This window comes from Serratia sp. CY74737, from assembly GCF_052166775.1.
GTDB lineage: Bacteria > Pseudomonadota > Gammaproteobacteria > Enterobacterales > Enterobacteriaceae > Serratia > Serratia ureilytica.
Window position 1 is genome coordinate 1 of the sequence record NZ_JBJNOF010000014.1, and the last position, 21,304, is coordinate 21,304.

General features: G+C 55.9%; 23 protein-coding genes and 1 tRNA gene. 10 read left to right on the forward strand and 14 right to left on the reverse strand.

What is annotated here, in order from left to right:
* Positions 1-461 (forward strand): membrane integrity-associated transporter subunit PqiC (gene pqiC / locus ACJ8PE_RS18495; protein WP_442536830.1); only part of this gene is annotated, 461 nt, incomplete at its 5' end.
* A gap of 270 nt (positions 462-731) precedes the next feature.
* Entirely contained in the window at positions 732-902 is a 171-nt protein-coding gene (rmf, locus tag ACJ8PE_RS18500) for a ribosome modulation factor (RefSeq protein WP_004928150.1), read from the forward strand.
* A gap of 64 nt (positions 903-966) precedes the next feature.
* Here the strand turns inward: rmf and fabF are convergent, their stop codons facing one another.
* The 4 genes from fabF to ACJ8PE_RS18520 all read right to left on the reverse strand — a co-directional run bounded on the left by fabF (position 967) and on the right by ACJ8PE_RS18520 (position 5,549).
* Positions 967-2,244, reverse strand: a complete 1,278-nt coding sequence (fabF, locus tag ACJ8PE_RS18505) for a beta-ketoacyl-ACP synthase II (protein ID WP_197792739.1) — start codon at positions 2,242-2,244, stop codon at positions 967-969.
* A complete protein-coding gene (locus ACJ8PE_RS18510; protein WP_033642590.1) occupies positions 2,241-2,768 on the reverse strand; it encodes a winged helix-turn-helix transcriptional regulator in 528 nt (175 codons plus the stop codon). Before ACJ8PE_RS18510 ends, fabF begins: the two co-directional genes overlap by 4 nt.
* A 445-nt stretch (positions 2,769-3,213) precedes the next feature.
* Entirely contained in the window at positions 3,214-3,732 is a 519-nt protein-coding gene (fabA, locus tag ACJ8PE_RS18515) for a bifunctional 3-hydroxydecanoyl-ACP dehydratase/trans-2-decenoyl-ACP isomerase (RefSeq protein ID WP_004928144.1), read from the reverse strand.
* A gap of 68 nt (positions 3,733-3,800) precedes the next feature.
* A complete protein-coding gene (locus tag ACJ8PE_RS18520; protein ID WP_197792740.1) occupies positions 3,801-5,549 on the reverse strand; it encodes an AAA family ATPase in 1,749 nt (582 codons plus the stop codon).
* A 210-nt stretch (positions 5,550-5,759) separates the two neighbouring features.
* Here ACJ8PE_RS18520 and matP point away from each other — a divergent pair, with 210 nt between their 5' ends.
* Positions 5,760-6,218, forward strand: a complete 459-nt coding sequence (gene matP, locus ACJ8PE_RS18525) for a macrodomain Ter protein MatP (protein WP_033642591.1) — start codon at positions 5,760-5,762, stop codon at positions 6,216-6,218.
* A 101-nt stretch (positions 6,219-6,319) separates the two neighbouring features.
* Here matP and ompA read toward each other — a convergent pair whose 3' ends face one another.
* Entirely contained in the window at positions 6,320-7,402 is a 1,083-nt protein-coding gene (gene ompA, locus ACJ8PE_RS18530) for a porin OmpA (RefSeq protein ID WP_033644244.1), read from the reverse strand.
* A gap of 356 nt (positions 7,403-7,758) precedes the next feature.
* On the reverse strand, positions 7,759-8,265 hold the full coding sequence (sulA, locus tag ACJ8PE_RS18535) for an SOS-induced cell division inhibitor SulA (RefSeq protein ID WP_033642592.1): 507 nt from the start codon (positions 8,263-8,265) through the stop codon (positions 7,759-7,761).
* A 243-nt stretch (positions 8,266-8,508) separates the two neighbouring features.
* Between sulA and ACJ8PE_RS18540 the strand changes: the two genes are divergently transcribed.
* Complete coding sequence (locus tag ACJ8PE_RS18540; RefSeq protein WP_033650692.1) at positions 8,509-9,165, forward strand: TfoX/Sxy family DNA transformation protein; 657 nt, start codon at positions 8,509-8,511, stop codon at positions 9,163-9,165.
* Between the two features lie 4 nt (positions 9,166-9,169).
* Here the strand turns inward: ACJ8PE_RS18540 and yccS are convergent, their stop codons facing one another.
* On the reverse strand, positions 9,170-11,305 hold the full coding sequence (gene yccS, locus ACJ8PE_RS18545; protein WP_042784133.1) for a YccS family putative transporter: 2,136 nt from the start codon (positions 11,303-11,305) through the stop codon (positions 9,170-9,172).
* Between the two features lie 26 nt (positions 11,306-11,331).
* Positions 11,332-11,784, reverse strand: coding sequence for a YccF domain-containing protein (locus ACJ8PE_RS18550; protein WP_025302313.1), 453 nt, complete (start codon positions 11,782-11,784; stop codon positions 11,332-11,334).
* A 166-nt stretch (positions 11,785-11,950) separates the two neighbouring features.
* Here ACJ8PE_RS18550 and helD point away from each other — a divergent pair, with 166 nt between their 5' ends.
* Complete coding sequence (helD, locus tag ACJ8PE_RS18555; protein WP_197792742.1) at positions 11,951-14,005, forward strand: DNA helicase IV; 2,055 nt, start codon at positions 11,951-11,953, stop codon at positions 14,003-14,005.
* A 33-nt stretch (positions 14,006-14,038) separates the two neighbouring features.
* Here the strand turns inward: helD and ACJ8PE_RS18560 are convergent, their stop codons facing one another.
* Positions 14,039-14,497 (reverse strand): methylglyoxal synthase, encoded by a 459-nt coding sequence (locus ACJ8PE_RS18560; RefSeq protein WP_042784134.1) that lies wholly within the window; start codon positions 14,495-14,497, stop codon positions 14,039-14,041.
* 121 nt (positions 14,498-14,618) lie between these two features.
* Positions 14,619-15,284, reverse strand: coding sequence for a DUF2057 family protein (locus tag ACJ8PE_RS18565; protein WP_099782773.1), 666 nt, complete (start codon positions 15,282-15,284; stop codon positions 14,619-14,621).
* A 256-nt stretch (positions 15,285-15,540) separates the two neighbouring features.
* On the opposite strand from ACJ8PE_RS18565, the gene ACJ8PE_RS18570 reads away from it, so the two are divergent.
* Complete coding sequence (locus ACJ8PE_RS18570) at positions 15,541-15,954, forward strand: CoA-binding protein (RefSeq protein WP_197761159.1); 414 nt, start codon at positions 15,541-15,543, stop codon at positions 15,952-15,954.
* 57 nt (positions 15,955-16,011) lie between these two features.
* On the opposite strand, the gene hspQ is transcribed toward ACJ8PE_RS18570, so the two are convergent.
* Complete coding sequence (gene hspQ / locus ACJ8PE_RS18575; protein WP_004928104.1) at positions 16,012-16,329, reverse strand: heat shock protein HspQ; 318 nt, start codon at positions 16,327-16,329, stop codon at positions 16,012-16,014.
* A 60-nt stretch (positions 16,330-16,389) separates the two neighbouring features.
* On the reverse strand, positions 16,390-17,580 hold the full coding sequence (rlmI, locus tag ACJ8PE_RS18580; protein ID WP_042784137.1) for a 23S rRNA (cytosine(1962)-C(5))-methyltransferase RlmI: 1,191 nt from the start codon (positions 17,578-17,580) through the stop codon (positions 16,390-16,392).
* 93 nt (positions 17,581-17,673) lie between these two features.
* Between rlmI and yccX the strand changes: the two genes are divergently transcribed.
* The gene (yccX, locus tag ACJ8PE_RS18585) at positions 17,674-17,952 is read left to right on the forward strand and encodes an acylphosphatase (RefSeq protein ID WP_033650696.1); all 279 of its coding nucleotides are present in this window, start codon (positions 17,674-17,676) and stop codon (positions 17,950-17,952) included.
* A 34-nt stretch (positions 17,953-17,986) separates the two neighbouring features.
* On the opposite strand, the gene tusE is transcribed toward yccX, so the two are convergent.
* Positions 17,987-18,316, reverse strand: a complete 330-nt coding sequence (gene tusE / locus ACJ8PE_RS18590; RefSeq protein WP_033642601.1) for a sulfurtransferase TusE — start codon at positions 18,314-18,316, stop codon at positions 17,987-17,989.
* A 110-nt stretch (positions 18,317-18,426) separates the two neighbouring features.
* Positions 18,427-19,086: an FtsH protease modulator YccA gene (gene yccA, locus ACJ8PE_RS18595; RefSeq protein WP_033642602.1), complete on the reverse strand. Its 660-nt coding sequence runs from the start codon at positions 19,084-19,086 to the stop codon at positions 18,427-18,429.
* A gap of 228 nt (positions 19,087-19,314) precedes the next feature.
* Between yccA and ACJ8PE_RS18600 the strand changes: the two genes are divergently transcribed.
* The 3 genes from ACJ8PE_RS18600 (at position 19,315) to ACJ8PE_RS18610 (ending at position 21,261) form a co-directional block, all read left to right on the forward strand.
* Positions 19,315-19,402, forward strand: a tRNA-Ser gene (locus ACJ8PE_RS18600).
* Between the two features lie 227 nt (positions 19,403-19,629).
* On the forward strand, positions 19,630-19,842 hold the full coding sequence (locus ACJ8PE_RS18605; protein ID WP_004928089.1) for a hypothetical protein: 213 nt from the start codon (positions 19,630-19,632) through the stop codon (positions 19,840-19,842).
* Between the two features lie 822 nt (positions 19,843-20,664).
* Positions 20,665-21,261 carry a fimbrial protein gene (locus ACJ8PE_RS18610; protein ID WP_369795919.1) on the forward strand — a complete coding sequence of 199 codons (597 nt, stop codon included), beginning with the start codon at positions 20,665-20,667 and terminating at the stop codon, positions 21,259-21,261.
* Positions 21,262-21,304 lie beyond the last annotated feature (43 nt).

Consider the following 21,304-nt stretch of genomic DNA (forward strand, 5'->3'; position numbering starts at 1 on the left):
CCGCGGCCGGCAGCAGCGGCGCCTCCACGCGCCAGCTGTGGCTGGAGCACGTGAGCGTGGCGGATTATCTGGCGCAGAGCGGCGTGGTGTATCAGACCAACGACGTGCAGTATGTGATAGCCCAGAACAACCTGTGGGCCAGCCCGCTCGATCAGCAGCTGCAGCAAACGCTGGTCACCAACCTCAGCAGCGCGCTGCCGGGGTGGGTGGTCTCTTCGCAGCCGATGAGCAGCGATCAGGATGTGCTGAACGTGACCATCAGCGGCTTCCACGGCCGCTTTGACGGGAAAGCGATCATTCGCGGCGAGTGGGTGCTGAACCGCCAGGGGCGTTTGATCAAACGGCCTTTCAGCCTGGAGCTGAAACAGGGTGAAGACGGCTATGATGCCCTGGTGCGCACGCTGGCGCAGGGGTGGCAGCAGGAAGCCCAGGCTATCGCAGCACAGATGGGCGGCATTTAGTCATAATTTGGTCTAAAATCGTCTAATCCCTGTCGGCGTGAAAAGTCGTTTTTTCTCGCTGGCAGGGATTTCTATTTCATTTCAATTGGTTAACTCCTTCCTCTGCAGATCAGCCACTTAGCATTTTCCTCGGGCGTAGCTCACAAATATGACATTGGCGTGAATTTTGCGCATTGATCTTCTCTTCTTTTAGCGCTATTGATTACTCGTGGCTGCGCAAAAAGCAGCCATTGTTTTCTTTCCACCAGACCAAAATGAGGGAAACGAGGCATGAAGAGACAGAAACGCGATCGTCTGGAAAGGGCGCATTCGAGAGGGTATCAGGCAGGTATTTTAGGGCGTTCCAGGGAACATTGTCCCTACCAATCATCAGTGGACGCCCGGTCTCAATGGCTGGGAGGTTGGCGAGAAGCCATGGAAGACAGGGCTGTGACCGCTTAAGCGGCTCCCTGTCAAATAAAAGGAATAACCTCCGCCCCCTGGCGGAGGTTTTTGTTTCAGGCGCTTATTCATCCCGCCAGCGTTTCAACAAAATACTCGCATTCACGCCGCCAAAGCCGAAGCCGTTTGATAAGGCGTAGGTCATGTTCATCGATTCCGCCTGTCTCGCGACCAGATGCAAACCTGCCGCCGCCGGGTCGGGGTTATCCAGATTTAGCGTGGCAGGGGCTATCTGATCGCGCAGAGCCAAGGCGGTAAAGATGGTTTCCAGCCCGCCGGCGGCGCCCAGCAGGTGCCCCGTCGCTGATTTTGTTGAGGTCACGGCGACAGTCCCGGCCGTGCCAAACAGGTGCTTGATGGCGTTGATTTCGCCCAAATCCCCTACGGGTGTTGACGTCGCGTGCGCATTTAAATGCTGTACCTCCTCGGGAACGACGTTCGCCTGCTTCAACGCGATTTTCATCGCCCGATAGGCGCCGTTACCGTCTTCAGCGCCGGATGTCATATGGTAGGCGTCGGCGCTGGTGCCATAGCCGACGATTTCCGCGAGCGGGGTGGCGCCGCGCGCCAGCGCGTGTTCCAGCGTTTCAATGACCAGCATGCCGGCGCCTTCCCCCATGACAAATCCGTCCCGGGCGCTGTCGAAGGGCCGAGAGGCCTGTTGCGCCAATTCGGCCGGAGCGGTGGACATGGCGCGCGCGGCGGCGAACCCGCCCAGGCTGACGGTATCTATCGCGGCTTCGGTACCGCCGCACACGGCGATATCGGCTTCATCATTGCGGATCATACGCACTGCGTCGCCAATGGCTTGCACGCCGGCGGCACAGGCGGTGACCGGCGCGCCAATCGGCCCTTTGAAGTGGTGTTTGATTGAAACGTGGCCGGCCGCCAGATTGACCAGGAATGAGGGGATGGTGAACGGCGACAGCCGCTTGGCGCCGCGGCTGTCGGTTGTGCGCACCGCCTGGGCAATCGCCGGGAAACCGCCAATACCCGAGGCAATGACGGTGGCTGTGCGCTCTTGTTTTTCGTCCGTATCGGCTATCCAGCCGGCCTGACGAATGGCTTCGTCCGCCGCCGCCATAGCAAACAGGATAAAGCGGTCCATTTTCTTTTGGTCCTTGGGGGCGACGGAGGCGTCGGGGTTAAAGCCCGCTTCAGCATCTTGCGCCAGCGCCGGGACCTGCCCTCCGACCTTGACCGGTAAATCTGCAACGATCTCGTCAGGCAACGCTCGAATGCCGGATTCTCCTCTTAACAAACGTTGCCAGATGGCTTCAACACCGCACCCTAGCGGTGAAACGGCGCCCATGCCGGTAATGACGATACGACGATTGCTCATGATGGCTCCTTGGTAAATTCGGGTAAGTCGGCGAGGCGCCGCTGCCGCATCAGTTCGGCGCGTTGATGTATGCCGTCGCTTGCCGCCGGGCCTGGCGCCAGCGTAATGAACTGCGGCGGCACCGGCTGTTGGGTATCACGATTGACCAACTGGACTTGGATCGGCCGATCGTTGCGTCCGTCGACCAACAGGGCGCTGACGTCCCCGTCGGTCAGATGATTGTTGCCCCATTGTGAGAGCGCCGCCAACACCGGGAGAAAATCGTTGCCGCGCTCAGTAAGCAGGTAGTGATAGCGCACCGGCCGCGTTTGATAACGTTCTTTATACAGAATGCCGTGGGCCACCAAATCCTTCAGGCGACGCGCCAGTAGCGTGGGTGACATCCCCAGACTTTGTTGGAATTCGTCGAACCGGGACAGCCCCTGAAAAGCATCGCGAAGGATCAGGATGCTCCACCATTCCCCCACGCGATCCAATGCACGCGCTACGGGGCAAGGCGCGTCGCTAAAGCGGGTTTTTTGCATACCTTCCTCACTAAGTACAATAATTGTAGTTACCATGCTAGTCATGTTAGAGGATCTTGAGGGGCAAGAGAATAACCGGATGCAAAAAAACCGCTATCGCACTGATGCGGGTATTGAGGGAGGCCGCCTTTCAGGCTGCCTGTTGCTTTGGCCGCTTCGGGTAAGCATAGGGCAGAGAGCGGTGGGGGAAGACATTTCGGTGTCGGGCGATGAAATAAGGAGCACCCAGCGTCTTCATATCGCCCAACAGCGCATCTTCGCTATCGGCCTTAATCCTCTTTGATGAGAACTGAATAATAAGATGATGCTAATGGCGGCTAAAAAGAGGGGCGGGAGTCTTTGAAAGGCCGGGAAAGGATCAGAGAAAGAAATGCCATCACGTCGAACGTGATGGCATGCGAAGAACGTTAGAGAGAAGGCAGTGGCCGCCTTCTCGTCAGCGTGATTAGAACGCGGTGGTATCTTTGAACAGGCCCACTTTCAGATCGGTGGCGGTATAGATCACTTCACCGTCAACCAGCACTTCGCCATCGGCGACGCCCATGATCAACTTGCGGGTGATGACGCGTTTGAAGTTAATACGATAGGTTACCTTTTTCGCGGTCGGCAGCACCTGGCCGGTGAACTTGACTTCACCGACGCCCAGCGCGCGGCCTTTGCCTTCGCCACCGAGCCAACCGAGGTAGAAACCGACCAGCTGCCACATCGCATCCAGGCCCAGGCAGCCCGGCATGACCGGATCGCCGATAAAGTGGCAACCGAAGAACCATAGGTCCGGATTAATATCCAGCTCCGCTTCCACATAACCTTTGTTGTGAGTCCCGCCGTCTTCGGTCATTTTGACCACGCGGTCCATCATCAACATGTTACCCGCCGGCAACGGCGGGCCACCGGCGCCGAACAGCTCGCCGCGGCCGGATGCTTCGAGGTCTTCTTTCGTATAGGAATCGCGTTTATCTACCATGTTCTCAGTAAGCCTTATTTTAATGAAGGACGCAGGTTAGCTAACACGTGTACGCTGAACAAGTCCGATCAGCCGTGGTTGAACCAGTTGAGCCAGCGTAGCGGCCATGGACGGCGGCGTTCCTGCAGGCTCACCTGCGCAATCCGTTCCTGAATGGCCGCCAACAAATTCGGCTGTTGTTCGTCAGAGTAGAGGCAACCGGTGAGCAAAGGCAAGGCTTCCGCCGCGCTCTCTACCGCCCACAGGTGGAATTGCCCCTCGCGCACTGCGTCAACGACATCCTGACGCAGGCACAGGTGGCGCACGTTGGTCACGGGCAGTATGACGCCCTGTTTGCCCGTCAGGCCGCGGCGTAAACAAACCTCGAAGAAACCTTCGACCTTTTCGTTAACGCCCCCTATCGGCTGTACGTTGCCGAATTGGTCAACGGAGCCGGTGACGGCGATCTGTTGTGTGATCGGCTGTTGTGACAGGGCGCTGATCAGGGCGCACAGTTCAGCCAGCGAGGCGCTGTCGCCGTCCACTTCACCGTAAGATTGTTCAAAAACGATCGAGGCGGAGAAGGGCAGCTGCTGATCCAGGTCCAGTTCGGCGATCACGAACGCTTGCATGATCATCATGCCTTTAGCGTGCAGGTTGCCGCCCAGCTCGGCCTTGCGTTCGACGTCGGTAAATTCGCCGTCGCCGAGATGCACAACGCAACTGATGCGCGACGGTTCGCCGAAGCTGCGTGGGTGGCCGGGATAATCCAGGACTGACAGGCCGTTGATTTGCCCAACCACTTCACCCTCGGTCTCGATCAGGATCTGACCCAGTTCGATCTCATCCTGCATACGCTCGGCGAGATAGCTTTCACGCCATTCGCGGGCATTCAATGCCGCTTCAAACGCTTTGGCCGTAATGCGGTTTTCTTCGGCGTACAGTGCAGCTTCGGACAACTGCTGCCCAAGCCAAACCGGCGAGAGTGGCAGGATGCCCTGATCGCCACTATAACGCACCGCCTGAACGATCAGCGGCAGCCAGGCATCGGCCGCCAACATCGGTAACTGCCGCTCGGCGATCACACCGTTGACGTAGCCGCACCACTGCGCCATATCATCAACTTCAGTCAGTTGCAGATCGTCTTCATATTCGCCATAGACCGCTTGTTCACTCAGTTCTGGCTCGATATCGTGGAAATCGGCCAGGCCGTGGCGGTCGCCGACTACAATCAGCCGCAGATCCAGCGGCATCGGCGGAATAGCAACCGGCAGCGGGCGGGTTTCGTCAGGCGAAACCCAATGGAACTGACGCTGGCCGATCATTTGCTTCAACCGCAGCCATAGCAACGGCTGGGCCAGCAGAGCCCGGGCTGACAGGATCAGAATACCGCCGTTGGCCTGGTGCACCAGGCCGGGCTGCAGAGTGATGTCGCCATTGTGGATCCGCACGCAACCAAACAGCTGCTCCGGTTCAATCCACTCCTGGAACACGCAAGCACCGCCGGCAGCGAAAGGTTCATCGCCATGGCTGGCAGGCTCTACGCTGACCTTGCCATCCTGAATGACATAGTGGCTGCCGCGGCATGCCGTGTTTTGCGGCAGCAGCGGTTTGACGGCGTTAGCGATCAGTTCCAGGTATTCTCGCGTTTCTTGCGCTTTCAACAGCATGAATCGCGGTGGCGATTGGGGGTGACAAAATAGCGTCAGGGCATTTTCCAGCCGAGGCTGAATGGCGGAAAAGGGCACGGGTGCCAACTGAGCGGCGGTATCAAATATCGCCTGATAAGGCGTTACGTCCGGCAATAAAGATTGCCATTCAAGTCGGTTATTGGTCAAAGTGTTAGATGCAATCGTTAAAAAGGGAAAGGGCGATTATACAAGAATAACGGCAGCTTGATACATGTGGAGTGCCAGTTGGCATCAGGGAGTTTGACATCGCGCGATGACTGTGCAAAAAACAGTCTAAAAGACGGCTTAATTGCCGGGGAAATTCGGCGTAAAGCTGTTATGCTTATTTGAAGTTACGCGGTCACTGAAGAGCTCAAGATGAAATATCAGCAACTGGAAAATCTGGAGAGCGGTTGGAAATGGAAGTACCTGGTGAAGAAGCACCGGGAAGGGGAACTCATTACCCGCTACATTGAAAACAGCGCTGCTCAGGAAGCGGTTAACGAGCTGCTGAAGCTGGAAAATGAGCCGGTAAAGGTACTTGCATGGATTGCCGCTCATATGAATCCGGATCTGGATAACCGGATGAAACAAACGATCCGCGCCCGCCGCAAACGTCATTTTAACGCAGAACACCAGCATACGCGTAAAAAATCTATCGATCTGGAGTTTTTGGTTTGGCAACGTTTGGCTGCCCTGGCGCGTCGTCGCGGCGTGACGCTGTCGGAAACCGTCGTGCAGCTTATCGAAGATGCTGAGCGCAAAGAGAAGTATGCGAATCAGATGTCGTCGTTGAAAGAGGACCTGAAGGCGATTCTCGGCAAAGAACCTAAATAAACGGGGCAGAGCGCCTTCGTTGCACCAGGCCTTGAATGCTTTGACAAAAACAGGACGAAAAAAAACCCCGCATTGCGGGGTTTTTTATTAGGCGAGTAAACTTAGCCCTGAGGCTGAGTTACAACGTCTTTGATACCTTTAACTTCGATCTCTACGCGACGATCTGGTGCCAGGCAAGCGATCTGAGCTTTGGTAGCGCGGCCAGATTTGTAGCCACAGGTGTTGCCAGTAACTGGCTCTGCTTCACCCATACCACGTGCAGAGATTTTGTCTGACGGGATGCCTTTGGAGACCAGGTAGTCAACAACGCTCTGTGCGCGTTTTTCAGACAGTTTCTGGTTGTACTGGTCAGAACCAACGGCGTCGGTGTAACCCAGAACCACTACGGAACCGTCTTTAGGATCCATGGAGCTCAGCTGGGTGTACAGCTGATCCAGAGCCTGCTGGCCTTCTGCTTTCAGAGTAGACTTGTTGAAGTTGAACAGCACGTCAGACTTCAGAGTGAAACGCTTGGTTTCAACAACTGGAGCCGGAGCTGGAGCTGGAGCAACTGGAGCAACTACGTCATCCTGACCGAAGCGGTAAGAAACGCCCAGGCTCAGCATGGTGTTGTCTGGACGCGCGCCAACGGTACCTGCGTCACCGATGTTGCTTACGAACTGGTAGTCCAGGCGAGTAGCCCAGTTTTTGGTCAGTGCGTATTCAACACCAACAGCAGCCAGCGGAGAAACGCCGGTGTCGTGGTCGCTCAGACGCTGACCAGTACGGCCGTAGTTCGCTTTGGAGTCTGCGCGCCATACCATACCACCCAGACGAGTGTAGATGTCCAGATCGTCAGCAATTGGGTAGCTCAGTTTAGCGGCCAGTTGAACGCCCTGCGCTTTGAAAGCACCGTTGTTCACGCTGCCTTTGTAAGGCATGCGGCCCAGCCAGTCATAGCCCAGTTCGAAGCCCAGGTATTGGTTTGCCTGGTAGCCCAGGAACGCGCCTGCACCCAGTTGATCTTTATGGGTTGGGCCATTGCCGATACCGTTCTGGTAACCGTTACCGTAGAAACCAGTGTCGTGGTACTGGGACCAGCCCAGTTTAGCACCGGTGTACCAGGTGTTATCTTTTGGAGCGGCTTGCGCTACGGTAGCGAAACCTGCCAGTGCCACTGCTAATGCGATAGCTGTCTTTTTCATTTTGCGCCTCGTTATCATCCAAATAGGCAATGAGCTTTAAAGCTGTTTAAGCCCTTGGTTAAATTCCTTCGCCAAGGTTTAAGCCCTCGTTTGTTACTCGCCAGTTTTTCTGACGTTATAGAGCAACCTTGGCGATGTAAAGTCTACAACGTGGCGCGAAAGTTACAAGTGTGATGTGATAAGGCTCTAAAAAAAAACGCAGAATCGTACATATTTGCTAACATTCTCCGCTCAAAAAAGCGGCTATCAACAGGGCGTTTTTCCTTGCCGAACCGCGGCCGGACTAGCTTTTTGCCTTATCCCGCAAAGGTTCCCTTTACGGGGTGCGAAAATGATGGGAAAAATCCTAAATTTACTTAATGATACAAAGAAGAGTGAATTTTTAGGGTAGAACACTGTCCGTGAGTCGGGCTAATGTCACGTTGTGGACGCATGATAAACCCGTATGCGTTACCCAATTCTGCCGCTCGTCTTAATTTTAGGCGATCCTCCTCCGTTAGCTCGGGCAACCAGCCGAGAACCACGCTGTAATTCCCCGTTTGCAGCGCTTTTTCCATTGCCTCAACCGTATTCACCGGGCTGATCTGGCTCAATTGCACCACTTTATCCACCGGCAGGCCGGATTGCTGCAGCCACTGTTTGCTTAATTTTTGCTGCGGCGTGAGCCACAGAAGCCAGCGAGACTGCTTGCCCAGTTGCTGCAGCAGGGGCAACAGCAATTGAGCCACTGCGGGCTGGCGCTCGTTGTAAACAAGTTCACTGATCAAGCCATTCTCTTTGCCGACATCCGTGTTCTTCGCAACATTGCGCGTTGTATAAGAGCCATGGCCGAAATGAGGTTGGTAGAGTGATTGAGTACGCATAAAGTTCCCGCCCGTCGTGTTACTGTATGTTTATACAGTATCCCTGATTTAGGATAAGATCAACCCAAATTTTCGTAGCGGCTCGCATAATTGCGATCATTTTTTGTACCGATGGTTTTTGTGATTGGCAGGCGGGCGGATAGTGCGTATTTTTCTAATTAGTTGTTCACGTTACTTTTTTCATTGATGAGAGAAATAATACGGCCAGAACCTAAAGGCCAGAACCTAAAAAGGAGGAACGCTATGAAAAGGATGTCGACGAGAAGAATCGCGCAGGCTAAAAATTGCTTTGCGGCATTGGGGGCCATCACGACTCGGTCGCAGTTCGGCGGTTACGGTCTGCTGGCTGAGGGCGTCATGTTTGCGGTGATAGCGGAGGGGGAGCTGTATTTGCGGGCTACGGCAAGCATGGAACCCGCCTTTCGCGCCCGCGGAATGGTCAATATGGTCTATTCCAAACGCGGTGTGCCCATTACCTTGCGCTATTACTGGGTTGACGAGTCGCTGTGGCGGGAACGCAACGAGCTGGTGGGGCTGGCCTGGCAGGCTGTCAGGGAGGCGCGCCGGGAGCAGCGGCTTAAGGCTGGCGATCATGGCCGACTGAAGGCATTGCCGAATATTGACGTCAATATGGAACGTTTGCTGTGGCGAGCGGGTATTCGCAACGCTTATGATCTGCGGCTGCATGGCGCCAAACGCAGCTATCTCCGTTTATTGAAACAGCAGACTAATTTGGGGCTACGAGTGCTGCTGTCGCTGGGCGGGGCGATAGCCGGTTATCATCAGGCGGCGTTGCCGGCCGAATTACGCAGCGAGTTAGTGCGTTGGTTCGATCATACGATGGCGATGCGCCGCCATGGGCATGAGCCGGTTATTCAGGGCCCATCGAACGGGCCCTGAATAGTTAGGCTGCCTTATTGATTTGGGCATGCAGCGCGGTGAGCTCCGGCAGCAGTTCGAGCACCAATCCCACCTGCTGCAAGACCAATTGCTCTTTGCTTTCAGGTTCCGGAACGGCTTTGCTGATGCGCTCCGCCAGCTGTTCCAACGCCTGCGCAATGCGCTGGCTGTTCCGTTCTTCCTGATGCAGGGCGCCGTCCACGTAACACACGGCGTCATTGAGCAGATCGAGCGTGGCTGGGGTGTTCAGCCGCTCGCGGTGCGCCCCCAATGCGGAGATATAGCTCAGGAGCGTGTGGTTCAGACAGAGCAAGCGGAAGGCGGCTTCCTGCAGCGCTTTGTCGGCCTTGGGATCGGCTGACATGTTGGAGATGACCGAAGCCAGTTCCGCATCGCTGTTATGGGCATCTCGTCGTGCAATGCGGTAAGCGAGGCCGTTATCCTTACCTTGATGATATTGCACCAAAATGGCGTCCAGATAGCGGCAGTTGGCATTCAGCGTTTTATCCACCACCGCCGGCAGTTGGCGGAACTTCCAGTCTGGCCAGATGAAGCTGACGGCCGCCCAGGCGATGGCGCATCCCAGCAAGGTATCGTAAACGCGCGGGGCGGCCACTTCGAATCCTTCACCCAACAGGTTAAAGCACAGCAACACAAGCAGCGTGATGAACATCGTCGCGTGGGCATACTGTACGGTGCGGAAAGCGAAGAACAGGACGCCGGTGATGACGATCAACACCAGTTGCCCTTCTACGGAAGGCACGAAATAGAGGATTGGCAGGCCGATCAGGATACCTGCCAGAGTGCCGATGATGCGCAGTGCCAGGCGCCGGCGGGTGGCGTTGTAGTTCGGTTGGCAGACGAACAGGCTGGTCAGCAGGATCCAGTAACCGTGCTGCATACCGGTGAACTGGATAAAGGCGTAACCGACGCACAGCACCGCCGACATGCGGATCGCATGGCGGAACAGGGCCGACTGCGGCGTTAAATGGCGGCTGATGCGCAGCCGGATGTCGCTCCAACCGGTCAAGCGATCGTCGGCCAGGCTGTTCTCTTCCGCTTGTCCGCTCGCCAGCGTTTGCTCGGACTCGATATTGGCCAACTGCGCATCTATCGCATGCAGGTTTTTCAGCAGATGCGCCAGCGCCTTGGTCTGTTCGCTATTGCCCTGGGTTTCGGCGATGCGCGCCAACGCTTCCTGAATGCGGCTGAAAGCCGGCTCAAAACGCGGATTGTGCTGGTACTTTTGCCGCAGCAGGATAGATTGCGCCAGCTGGCGGCAGGCGCGCGCCTGCATACTCAGCAAACGCTGGAAGCGGAACAAAATGTCGCTGTGACGGAATTGCCGGCTGAGCGCAGGGTATTGAACGTGAGAAGAACTGGCGCGTTCGTGGATATCCTGCGCGACAAAATAGTAGTGCAAGGTGCGACGGGTGCCGCGCTGGCCGCGATCGCCTTTCAGGCGTGTCAATAACGAGGCTTTGGTCTGGTTGAGTAACGCGACCAACGCGCTGTTGGCCATTGCGACGTCCATCCATGGCAGATCGGCGTCGCGTTCGGCGTCGGGATCGAACAGGTTGGCTTTGGCGTCCAGATAATTGGCCAGTTGATCGTAACAGCGCGCCAGGTTTTCTTGCAGCGGTCGGATCGGGAACAGCAGGTGGCCCGCCAGCGTCAGCAGGTTGTACCACAATGCACCGATCACCAGCAGCAGCGGTTGCTGATACCAGGCATCGTACATGGAAGTGCCGAGCATGGTGTAAACCGCGATCAGCAGCGCACCGAAGGCGATGGTGGCGTAACGTTGCCCCAAGGCGCCCAGCAGGATAAAACCGCAGGTCGAGGTGGTTAAGCCAAGCGCGAACAACCAAGGGTAGGGAAACAGCAGCTCAATCGAGGCGGAAGCAATAAAGAAGCATACCAACGTGATCAGCAGATTGCGTAATCTGCCGGCCAGGCGGTCGTCCAAATCAGTCAGGGCGGCTGCCACCACGCCCAGCGTTAACGGGATAGTCAGCTTGGGAATGCCGAGCCACCAGGGAACGGCGGTGGTGCCGATCAGCGCAATGAGGATGCGCAAGTGATACAGCAGGTTGCTGTTGTAAGTATAACGACGAACTGCGGGTGCAAAAGAGAGCACGAAAAACTCCTCAAACGGAGAAAAAATTAACGCTGTTGATAGTGGCGGCGAGCATTCTCAATACGGGCTTGCTGAGCCATTTCTACCGAGACGACGCGGCGTCCCACCGGCCACAGCGCGATGGCGGCTATTTTGAAATTGGCGATGCCGACCGGAATGCCGATGATTGAAACGCATTGCACGATACCGGCGGCGATGTGTGACAGACACAGCCACCAGCCGAACAGCACCAGCCAGATAATGTTGAGCAGTGAGCCGCCGGCGGAGAGCAGCGCATTGCTTTTTTCCGGATACAGTTCATCGACGTGTATCGCTTCGTTGCCGAACGGCACCAGCGACAGCTTGGTGATTTCCCAACAGGAGCGGGTAAGCGGCAGTGTGATGACAAGCAGCACGCTGAACACTGTAGCAATAAGCCAGCCTAGCGTGGTGAAGAAACCGCCCAACACAAAATTAAGAATATTCAGTACAGTACGCATAGACGTCATTCTGCTCTAATGATAGCCAAACCGCGATGCGGGCGTATTCACGATAAAAACGCAAAATCTATTCTACCCTTTTTTTAGCGCTAGAGTGCCACTGCTTATCGCAGGTAAACTGGCAGATATCCGTTATTTAATCTCAACATAGTCATGGCGCGACGATATGGAACTTAAAGCGACATCGCTGGGGAAACACCTGGCTCAGCACCCTTATAACCGCGTGCGGTTGCTGCACGCCGGCGTTGAGGTGAGCGGGGAAAAACATGAATACCTGATCCCCTTCAATCAACTGATTCAGGTCAGGTGCAAGCGTGGCATCGTCTGGGGCGAGCTGGAATTTGAATTACCGGACGAAAAAGTGGTGCGGTTGCACGGCACCGAATGGCAGGAAACGCAGCGTTTTTATCACTTTCTGCAGCAGGCGTGGCAGCAGTGGAGCGCCGAGATGAGCGACGTCAGCGCCGGCGTGTTGCAACAGCAGGTGGCGCAGATTAAGCGCATTGAACAACAAGATAAATGGTTCAAAAAGTCTGAGCTGGGCAAGCTGCAGCAGCAAATTCGCGAGGCTTTCTCCGCGCTACCGATGCCGGTGGCGCGCCTGGAGGAATTCGATAACTGCCGGGCTGATTACCATCTGTGTTTGCAATGGTTGCAGCAGGGGGAGCGCAGTATCGAGCAACGCAACCGGCAGTGGACCGAGCGCATGCTGGATCAACACCATGATTTCTTCCAGACCGTCGAGAGTTCGCCGCTCAACGACGCCCAGAGCCGGGCGGTGGTCAATGGCGAGGATTCCGTGCTGGTGTTGGCCGGCGCCGGCAGCGGCAAAACGTCGGTGCTGGTGGCGCGCGCCGGCTGGCTGCTGCGTCGTCAGGAGGCTGAGCCGGGTCAAATCTTGCTGTTGGCGTTCGGCCGTCAGGCCGCCGGCGAGATGAACGACCGCATCAAAGAACGCTTGGGTGATGTCGGTATTCAGGCCAAGACCTTCCATGCCTTGGCGCTGCAAATCATTCAACAAGGCAGCCGCAAAGCGCCGGCCATCAGCCGGTTGGAAACCGATGCCAAAGTGCGCAAAGAGCTGCTGATTACCCATTGGCGCCAACAGTGCGCGGAGAAGAAAGCGCAGGCCAAGGGGTGGCGTCAATGGTTGACCGAAGAGCTGGAATGGGAAGTGCCGGAAGGCGACTTCTGGCAGGATAAGCGCCTGGCGGATCGCCTGGCAAGCCGGTTGGAACGCTGGTTGGGGCTGATGCGCATGCACGGCGGCAGCCAGGCGGAAATGATTGAGCAGGCGGATGAAGAAATCCGCGATCTGTTTTCAAAACGCATCAGGCTGATGGCGCCGCTGCTGAAAGCCTGGAAAAGCGCCTTGAAAGAGGAAGGGGCGGTGGACTTCTCCGGCCTTATCCATCAGGCGGTAAACATTCTCGACAAGGGGCGCTTCGTCAGCCCGTGGAAACATATTCTGGTCGACGAGTTTCAGGATATCTCACCGCAGCGTGCGCTCTTGCTGGCGGCATTGCGCCGACAGAACAAGCAGACCTGCCTGTTTGCTGTAGGGGATGACTGGCAGGCGATTTATCGCTTCAGCGGCGCAGAACTGACGTTAACCACGGCCTTCGCCACGAACTTCGGCGAAGGCGCGCAGTGCGCGCTGGATACCACCTATCGTTTCAATGAACGCATCGGCGAGGTGGCCAACCGGTTCGTGCAGCAGAACCCGCACCAGCTGAAAAAACCGCTCAATAGCCTGAGCAAGGGTAATAAAAAGTCGGTGACGATCCTGCCGCACGAGCAGTTGGAGCCGCTACTGGACAAGCTGAGCGGCTACGCCAAGCCGGATGAGCGCATCCTGGTGCTGGCGCGTTACCACCATCTGAAACCGGAAGCGCTGGCGAAAGCGGCCACCCGCTGGCCAAAGCTGGATCTGGAGTTTATGACCATCCACGCCAGCAAGGGGCAGCAGGCGGAATACGTCATCATCGCCGGTTTGCATGAGGGGCGTGACGGCTTCCCCGCCGTGGCGCGCGAGTCGGTGTTGGAAGAGGTGTTACTGCCGCAGCCGGAGGACTTTCCGGATGCCGAAGAGCGCCGTCTGCTGTATGTCGCGTTGACTCGCGCCAAACATCAGGTATGGCTGTTGCAGGATCGTAAACGTCCTTCGGTGTTCGTCGACCACCTGCGTGAACTTGGCGTTCCGGTGCAGAAAAAACCGTAAGCAGCAGGCCTGGCGGTAGCCAGGCCGAAAGGACTATTTCAGGCGGTCTTGCAGGTAACGCTGATAGTCGGGGATGGCGATCTCCACCTCGCTTTTGAACAGCGGGGAGTCAATCAGAAAATCAGCGGTCGAACGGTTGGTCGCCACCGGAATATTCCAGACGGTCGCCAGCCGCAGCAGCGCCTTCACGTCCGGATCGTGCGGAACCGCGTTCAGCGGATCCCAGAAGAAGATCAGCATGTCTATTTTGCCTTCCGCAATCAGTGCGCCGACTTGCTGATCGCCACCCATTGGGCCGCTCAGCATGCTGGTGACGGGAATGCCGCTGGCGCGCTGGATCAGGTTGCCGGTGGTGCCGGTGGCGTACAACTGGTGCTGCGCCAGAATGGTCTTGTGGCTTTCAACCCACTCCAGCAGGGCCTGTTTGCGGTGATCGTGCGCCACCAGCGCAATGTGTTTGCGCTCGGCGATAGTGCGGGTGGTCAATTCCATCTCAGTGTCCTTCGCTAATCGGTGATGTGCGACAGATTACTGAAACTGTTTTTCACTGCCTAGCGTTTGCAGCTGAAAATGCGAAGAAAAGGCGCCTTCGCGGCTAAGGCGCCGGGAGGGATCAGCGAACCGGTTGTTTGTTGGCCCAGTGCAGGAAGCGCTTCTGGGTTTCCTTGTCCGCCTGTTGGAACCAGTATTGCAGCATCTGTTCCGACACGTTTTCACCTTTCAGCGTCACCGTCGGGGCATTCACTGGTGCGCCGGCCGGCAGGGAGGCTGTTGTGTTGCCTGCGTTCGGCTGGACGAAAAGCGGGACGGAAGCCGGGCGGTTTTGGCGGTTGTAATCCGTCATCACCTTTTCCAAATCGGCATTGAAGGTGACGCTGTCGGGATGCAGCACATCATGCTGGAACGGCAGGGCATTACCCTCTTTATCCACTACCCGATAGTTCAGCGTTTTATCAAAGCGTTGCGCGTCGCGATCGTTCTCGATGCGCGGCAGTTCGATCGCCACCTGACTGATCTTTTGCGTATTGAAGGTGGCAACCAGCGGCAGGGACGCATAGGCCTGCGTATGCTGGCCGGAACGTACGGTTTTGGTCACTTTAAACAGCAGCTGGTGCTGTCCGCCATCCAGTTCAAGGCTGTCGGCGCCTTTTAACAACGAACCTGTCATTTTCTTGCCGTCGACCACCAGCAGATCGATGTCCGGGGAGAGTTTCAGGGTCGTAGCCGCGGCAGGCATGCTGATGCTGAGCAACGCCGCAACCACCAGACCAAATTTCATCATTATCTCCTTATAAAGTGACGTAGCTCTAAGTGTTGAACATGGCATAGGTTGTGTCAAAATTTTTCAATTGGGTATTTTATTTACATTTTTACATATTTATTTGTAATTAGACACGTCTGTGCGTGGCTGAACCGCGACAGCCTCAGACCATAAGATTACGCTGAAGTTTCCTGCGCGTAGCGTTTAGCCGCGCGAATGCCGATCGGTTACACTCGAAACGGAAGAGTGACGCAGTGATAAACGGGAGTTGAAGATGCAAGATCAAGAGATTATTGAGTTATTGCAGCAGGTGAAAACCATCGCGCTGGTGGGCGCCAGTGATAACCCGTCGCGGCCCAGCTATGGGGTGATGGCTTATCTGTTGTCGCAGGGATATCAGGTGATCCCGGTGAGCCCAAAACTGGCGGGGCAGACGCTGTTGGGGCAGCCGGTTTATGCCACGCTGGCCGCCATCCCGCAGCCGGTCGATATGGTCGACGTTTTTCGCAATTCGGAGGCAGCCTACGGCGTGGCGCAAGAGGCGATAGCGATCGGCGCCAAGGCGCTGTGGTTGCAGATCGGCGTGATTAATGACCAGGCGGCAGTGCTGGCGCAACAGGCCGGGCTGCAGGTGGTGATGGATCGCTGCCCGAAAATCGAAATCCCGCGTTTGGGGCTGGAACGCTAATAAAAAGAGCCCGGCGCGATGCCGGGCCCTTTCAGAGTTTCTCAGGTCTTGGCGCGGTCAATTGCGCAAGCGTGGCGCCTGTAACTGGTGACGGATGGATTCCGCCAGTTCATCCAGCGATGGTTGCTCGGGATGCGCTTCCTGGGGCTCGCCATCCAGCTGCGCTTCCGCCAGATAGGTATGCACCGGTTGGCCTTCCTCGTCTTCCATCACCACGTGGTACCAAGGAGCGGAACGCAGTTCATCGTTCGCCGCTATCTCGTCAGCTTTGGGTTGTTCCAAAGAGTATTCAGGGTCGATATCGATAACGACGCCCAAATACCCCAGCAGTTTATGCCTAACCTGTTGTCCGATACCGAATTTGCTGGCAATCATGATGACCTCCTGAGAAACAATGCCTTGCTCATATATGGGGGCAAGGCAGCGCATTTCAAGTTACATCACCCGACAAGCGAAGCCTTTCAGATACAGCCCCTCAGGGTACGTGGCGATCACCGGGTGATCGGCAGCCTGGCGGAACTGTTCTATAAATTGTACATCACGTCCGGCATCTACAGCGGCGTCGGCCAAAATTTTCTGGAACAGATCGGTCGGCATCAGCCCGGAGCAAGAGAAGCTGAGCAGAATGCCGCCCGGGTTCAGCAGCTGCAGCGCCAGCATGTTGATGTCTTTGTAGCCACGGCAGGCGCTGGCCAGCTGGTTTTTGTTCTCGACGAACTTCGGCGGATCCATGATGATCAGATCGAATTTCTCGCCCTGGGCGCGGTAGTTGCGCAGCAGTTGGAACACGTCATCGCGAACGAACTCTGCCTTGTTCAGATCCAACTTGTTGAGCTCGACGTTCTGTCTGGCGATATCCAGCGCCGCCTGCGAGGTATCTACACTGATCACCTGCGCGCAGCCGCCCATCAGAGCGGAAACGGCGAAGGCGCCGGTGTAGGAGAAGCAGTTCAGCACCCGGCGGCCGGCGGAGTAGTTACGCGCCGCCAGGCGGCTGTCGCGTTGATCGAGATAGAAACCGGTCTTGTGCCCTTGCTGAATGTCCACCAGCAGTTTCATGCCGTGTTCGGTGATCGGCAGCAGCTCCGGCGGCAGATCGCCCAGCACCGGGCCCTGCGCCAGCGGCAGGCCTTCTTTTTTACGCACCGCCACGTCGGAACGGTCGTAAATCGAACATTCCGGGTAACAATGCTGCAGGGCGGAAAGCAGGGCCGGGCGCTGATATTCGGCGCCGGCGGACAGCAGCTGCAGCACCAGGAAATTCTGGAAGCGATCGATAGTGATGCCCGGCAGGCCGTCGGATTCGCCGGCGATCAGGCGGTATCCGTCCAGGCCGTCGCGCTGCGCGACCCAATCACGCCAGCTTTGCGCTTGCTGCAGGCGGCGAATGAAGAAATCGATGTTAATCTCTTCATCCTGCTGGAAAGTCCAGACGCGTGCGCGGATCTGCGACTCGGGCGAATAGGCGCCGCGAGCCAGCCATTTGCCCTGGCTGTCGAGAATATCGATGGTTTCACCGGAGAGGGCTTTACCCTCAACGCGTTGAACGGCGCCGGAGAACACCCAAGGGTGGCGACGGAGTAAGGACTTTTCACGTCCTTTGGCGAGAAACAGGCGTACGGTCATAATTAATAATGCTGCCAGCTAGGATAGAAAGAGTGACACGGCGGTGCAAAGGCACGGCAATGCCATAACGAAAACTGAATTAAGGGGGCGATTATGACACAAGTTTGCATTGCTGCGTATGTGTATGGCGTGGTGCAGGGGGTAGGGTTTCGCTATTCCACTCAGCGGCAGGCCGAGGCGCTGGGGGTGACGGGCTATGCGCGCAACCTTGATGACGGCAGCGTTCAGGTGGTGGCCTGCGGCACACAGGCGCAAGTGGACTCGCTGGTCGCATGGCTGAAGCAGGGCGGCCCGCGCAGCGCGCGCGTCGAACGCGTGCTGGTGGAGCCGCAGGGCGTAGCCGACTACGACGGGTTCGGCATTCGCTATTAAGCGCTCGCCTGCAGCGGCGCTGCGGGCGGAGCGGTCAGATGCATTTTACCGGTTTGGGCAACCCGGCGATCTTGGTGGCCTGTTTGGCCGGCCCTTTCGGGAACAGGCGGTACAGATAGCGGCTGTTGCCTTTTTCTTCGCCGTATTTCTGCGCCATGGCTTTGACCAGCATGCGAATAGCCGGTGAGGTATTGAATTCCTGATAGAAGTCGCGCACAAAGCGCACCACTTCCCAGTGTGCTTCGGTGAGCACGATCTCTTCCTGTGCGGCCAGCAGCGGCGCCAGGCCTTCATGCCAGTCGGCGCTGTTTTTCAGATAGCCCTGCGCGTCAGTGTCGATAACCCGACCTTCAAACTCCAACATACTGCCTCGATAACGGATAATTCGGAACGGCCGCCAGTTTAGCAAATTTTTTCAGCCGCAAAAAATAAAGCCCCGCCGGAGCGGGGCCTGGAAGGCGGGGTAACACGCGATCAGTTGCTGCGGGCGAAGCCCAGAATGCTCAACAGGCTGATGAACATGTTGTACAGCGACACGTACAGGCTGACGGTGGCGCGAATGTAGTTGGTCTCGCCGCCGTGAATGATGTTGCTGGTTTCCCACAGGATCGCGCCGGCGGAGAACAGAATGAACAGCGCGCTAATCGCCAGGTGCAGAGCAGGGATCTGCAGGAACAGGTTGGCGATCACCGCCACCAGCAGCACCACAAAACCGGCCATCATCATGCCGGACAGGAACGACATGTCTTTACGGGTGGTCAGCACATACGCCGAGCAGCAGAAGAACACCGCGGCGGTGCCGCCCAGCGCCAGCATGATCAGATCGCCCGCGCCGGCGTTCAGGAACGAGCTGAGGATCGGGCCAAGGGCGTATCCCATGAAACCGGTCAACGCGAACGCCGCCAGAATGCCTGCCGGGCTGTTGGCCAGTTTATGCGTCAGGAACATCAGCCCGTAGAAGCCAACCAGCATCAGCAGCAAGCCCGGCGCAGGCAGGCCCAGCAAGGTACTGGCGGTTGCGGTCAGCGCCGAGAAAGCCAGCGTCAGGGATAACAGGAAATAGGTGTTGCGCAGGACTTTATGCGTGCTGAGCAGGGAGTCGCGCGAGGAAGACGAGACGACAATGCGGTCCATAATGATCTCTCTTATCAGGCCATCACAAAATAATCCCGATGATAGGCAGCGCAAGCGCTTGATTAAAGTTTGTTTACCAATCTTTACCCTTAGTTATCATTGTTGCAACAGCGGGGGAGCGGCCGCGCGTTTGTTCGCCGGCTTGCATCATTCCGTCGATTTTTCGCGCGGTTGAACGCGCCTGGGCTTTACAAGCGAATAAGCTCTGTTTATAGTGCGCGTCGTTGCGGAGGGGTGGCCGAGTGGCTGAAGGCAACGGTCTTGAAAACCGTCGACGGGAAACCGTTCCAGAGTTCGAATCTCTGCTCCTCCGCCATACATTCTGACCCCGCGCTCTTAGAGCGCGGGGTTTTTTGCTTTTGCGTGCTGAGAACTTGACGGTCGCCCGCAGGAAACGCGAACGGCTATTGATAAGGGCTACGCATCGGTGAGATTATGCGGTCATCAAGGCAGGCTGCTCGGATGCCTGCTGCTGTCAGGCGTGACCGGCACGATAATTAACGCCGCCTTATCGATTTTGCTTAATACTCTTAGGAGACAGAGATGAACTGGTATCAAGTCGCCCTATGGACCATGATTTTTCTCAAGTCCGGCGCTTTCCTGGTGTTCGTATGGTGGTGGATGTTCAAACGTGCTACCAAACCCTATGAGCGTCCGAAAGACGTCGTGGTCGACGAGACGCCGTATGACGATAGCCTTACGATGGAAGAGGTGATGAAGAATCACGGCATCGTACGGACTGAAAAGCCGCTCTGATCGTCGAATGTCTGTGTTGCTATCAACCCGAGCCTGTGGCGCTCGGGTTTTTTATTCCCGCCGTTACTCGCGATGCATCCCTTTTCCCCTATCTTGTTTGACCCCTGTAGCGATTATTTAAATGAATTATCTTTCAGTATATTTTTTAATATACTTTAAAGGTGGGTTTTATATTGATAGGGAAAGATATATTTTTCTCTGAAAAATTCATCCTTATCGACTGGGTAAAGAAAAATTCGGACGCTGTTTCTTGTGTGTCTGAATATTCATGTGCAGAGAGTGTCGCATTTTCGGGCTACTCCTATAGCGGTAGGTCGGATAATTTTTAAGGTAGGGGAAAAGTAAACCTTACGTGAGGGGATGAAGGGGGTTAAGGAATCTAAGATTTTTCTTTGTATGTGTTTTTTCTTTTTATATCAATGGTTTTTTTGTTTTTTATGCCACAGGCGCTTTTATGAGGAAATGGCGGCGCTCATTGAACCCGCGCAGTAAGCAGGCTGTCGTACTCACTCTTTTAAGGCGCGCATCCTTCCGGCCATTGCTCGATTCATTTTTTTTATTGTTATGAAAATTATTTGATTCGATGTTGCAATTTTTTTGTCTTTGGAATTAATATGTCCTGCATCTGGCGGTGAATGAGATTTTTCCCATTGTCGGATATCTTTTAGAATACACTTGGATATATATAAATATATACCGTCGCATATAAACTTTTAGATGGCAGGATGCTGTCAATACTCTGCTATTGCCTAAGCTTCGTTAGCCTCTAAACGGTTTAATGGTGTAGGTCATTTTATATATGCTCTCTCAGCGAAGAAAGTAATGGGGTTTATTATGATTAAGCAAGGCATCTCTTTGGCGGTATTGGCTGCCGCGTTAACATCTGTGGGCGCAACGGCGGCAGATAATTCCGCCGGTGGCGTTATTTCGTTTAGCGGTGCCGTTACGGATACCACTTGTACCATCAATGGCGGGAAAAGCGCCGATTTTACCGTTGCGCTCAGCCCGATTTCCGTGACTGATGCGGGCACCGTGGTCGGCCCCATCACCAAAAACAAGAAATCTTTCTCGCTGACGTTCTCCGGCTGCACGCCGGCGGCGGGAACGGCCGGTACGCCGCTGAAGATCTACTTCTCTTCGGCGAATAATATCTCTACCGACGGGAAATATCTGCTGAACAGCTCCGTGAATGAAAGCGACGCCGCCGTAGCGAAAAACGTCGGTTTTTCTCTGGCTGAGCCGGGTTCATCCACGCCGATTCCGTTGAACGTGCCTTATGTCACCAAGATCAAAGGCGATAAAACGGCGCCGGATGCCGAAACGCTGACGCTGGACGCCTATTACTACAAGACCAATGCGTTGGCGGCAAAAGTGGGGGAATTGAGTTCCAACGTGACTTACACCATTTCTTACCTGTAATTGCAATTAAGCCAGGCCTGTGCCCAAGGCAAAGGCCTGGCTT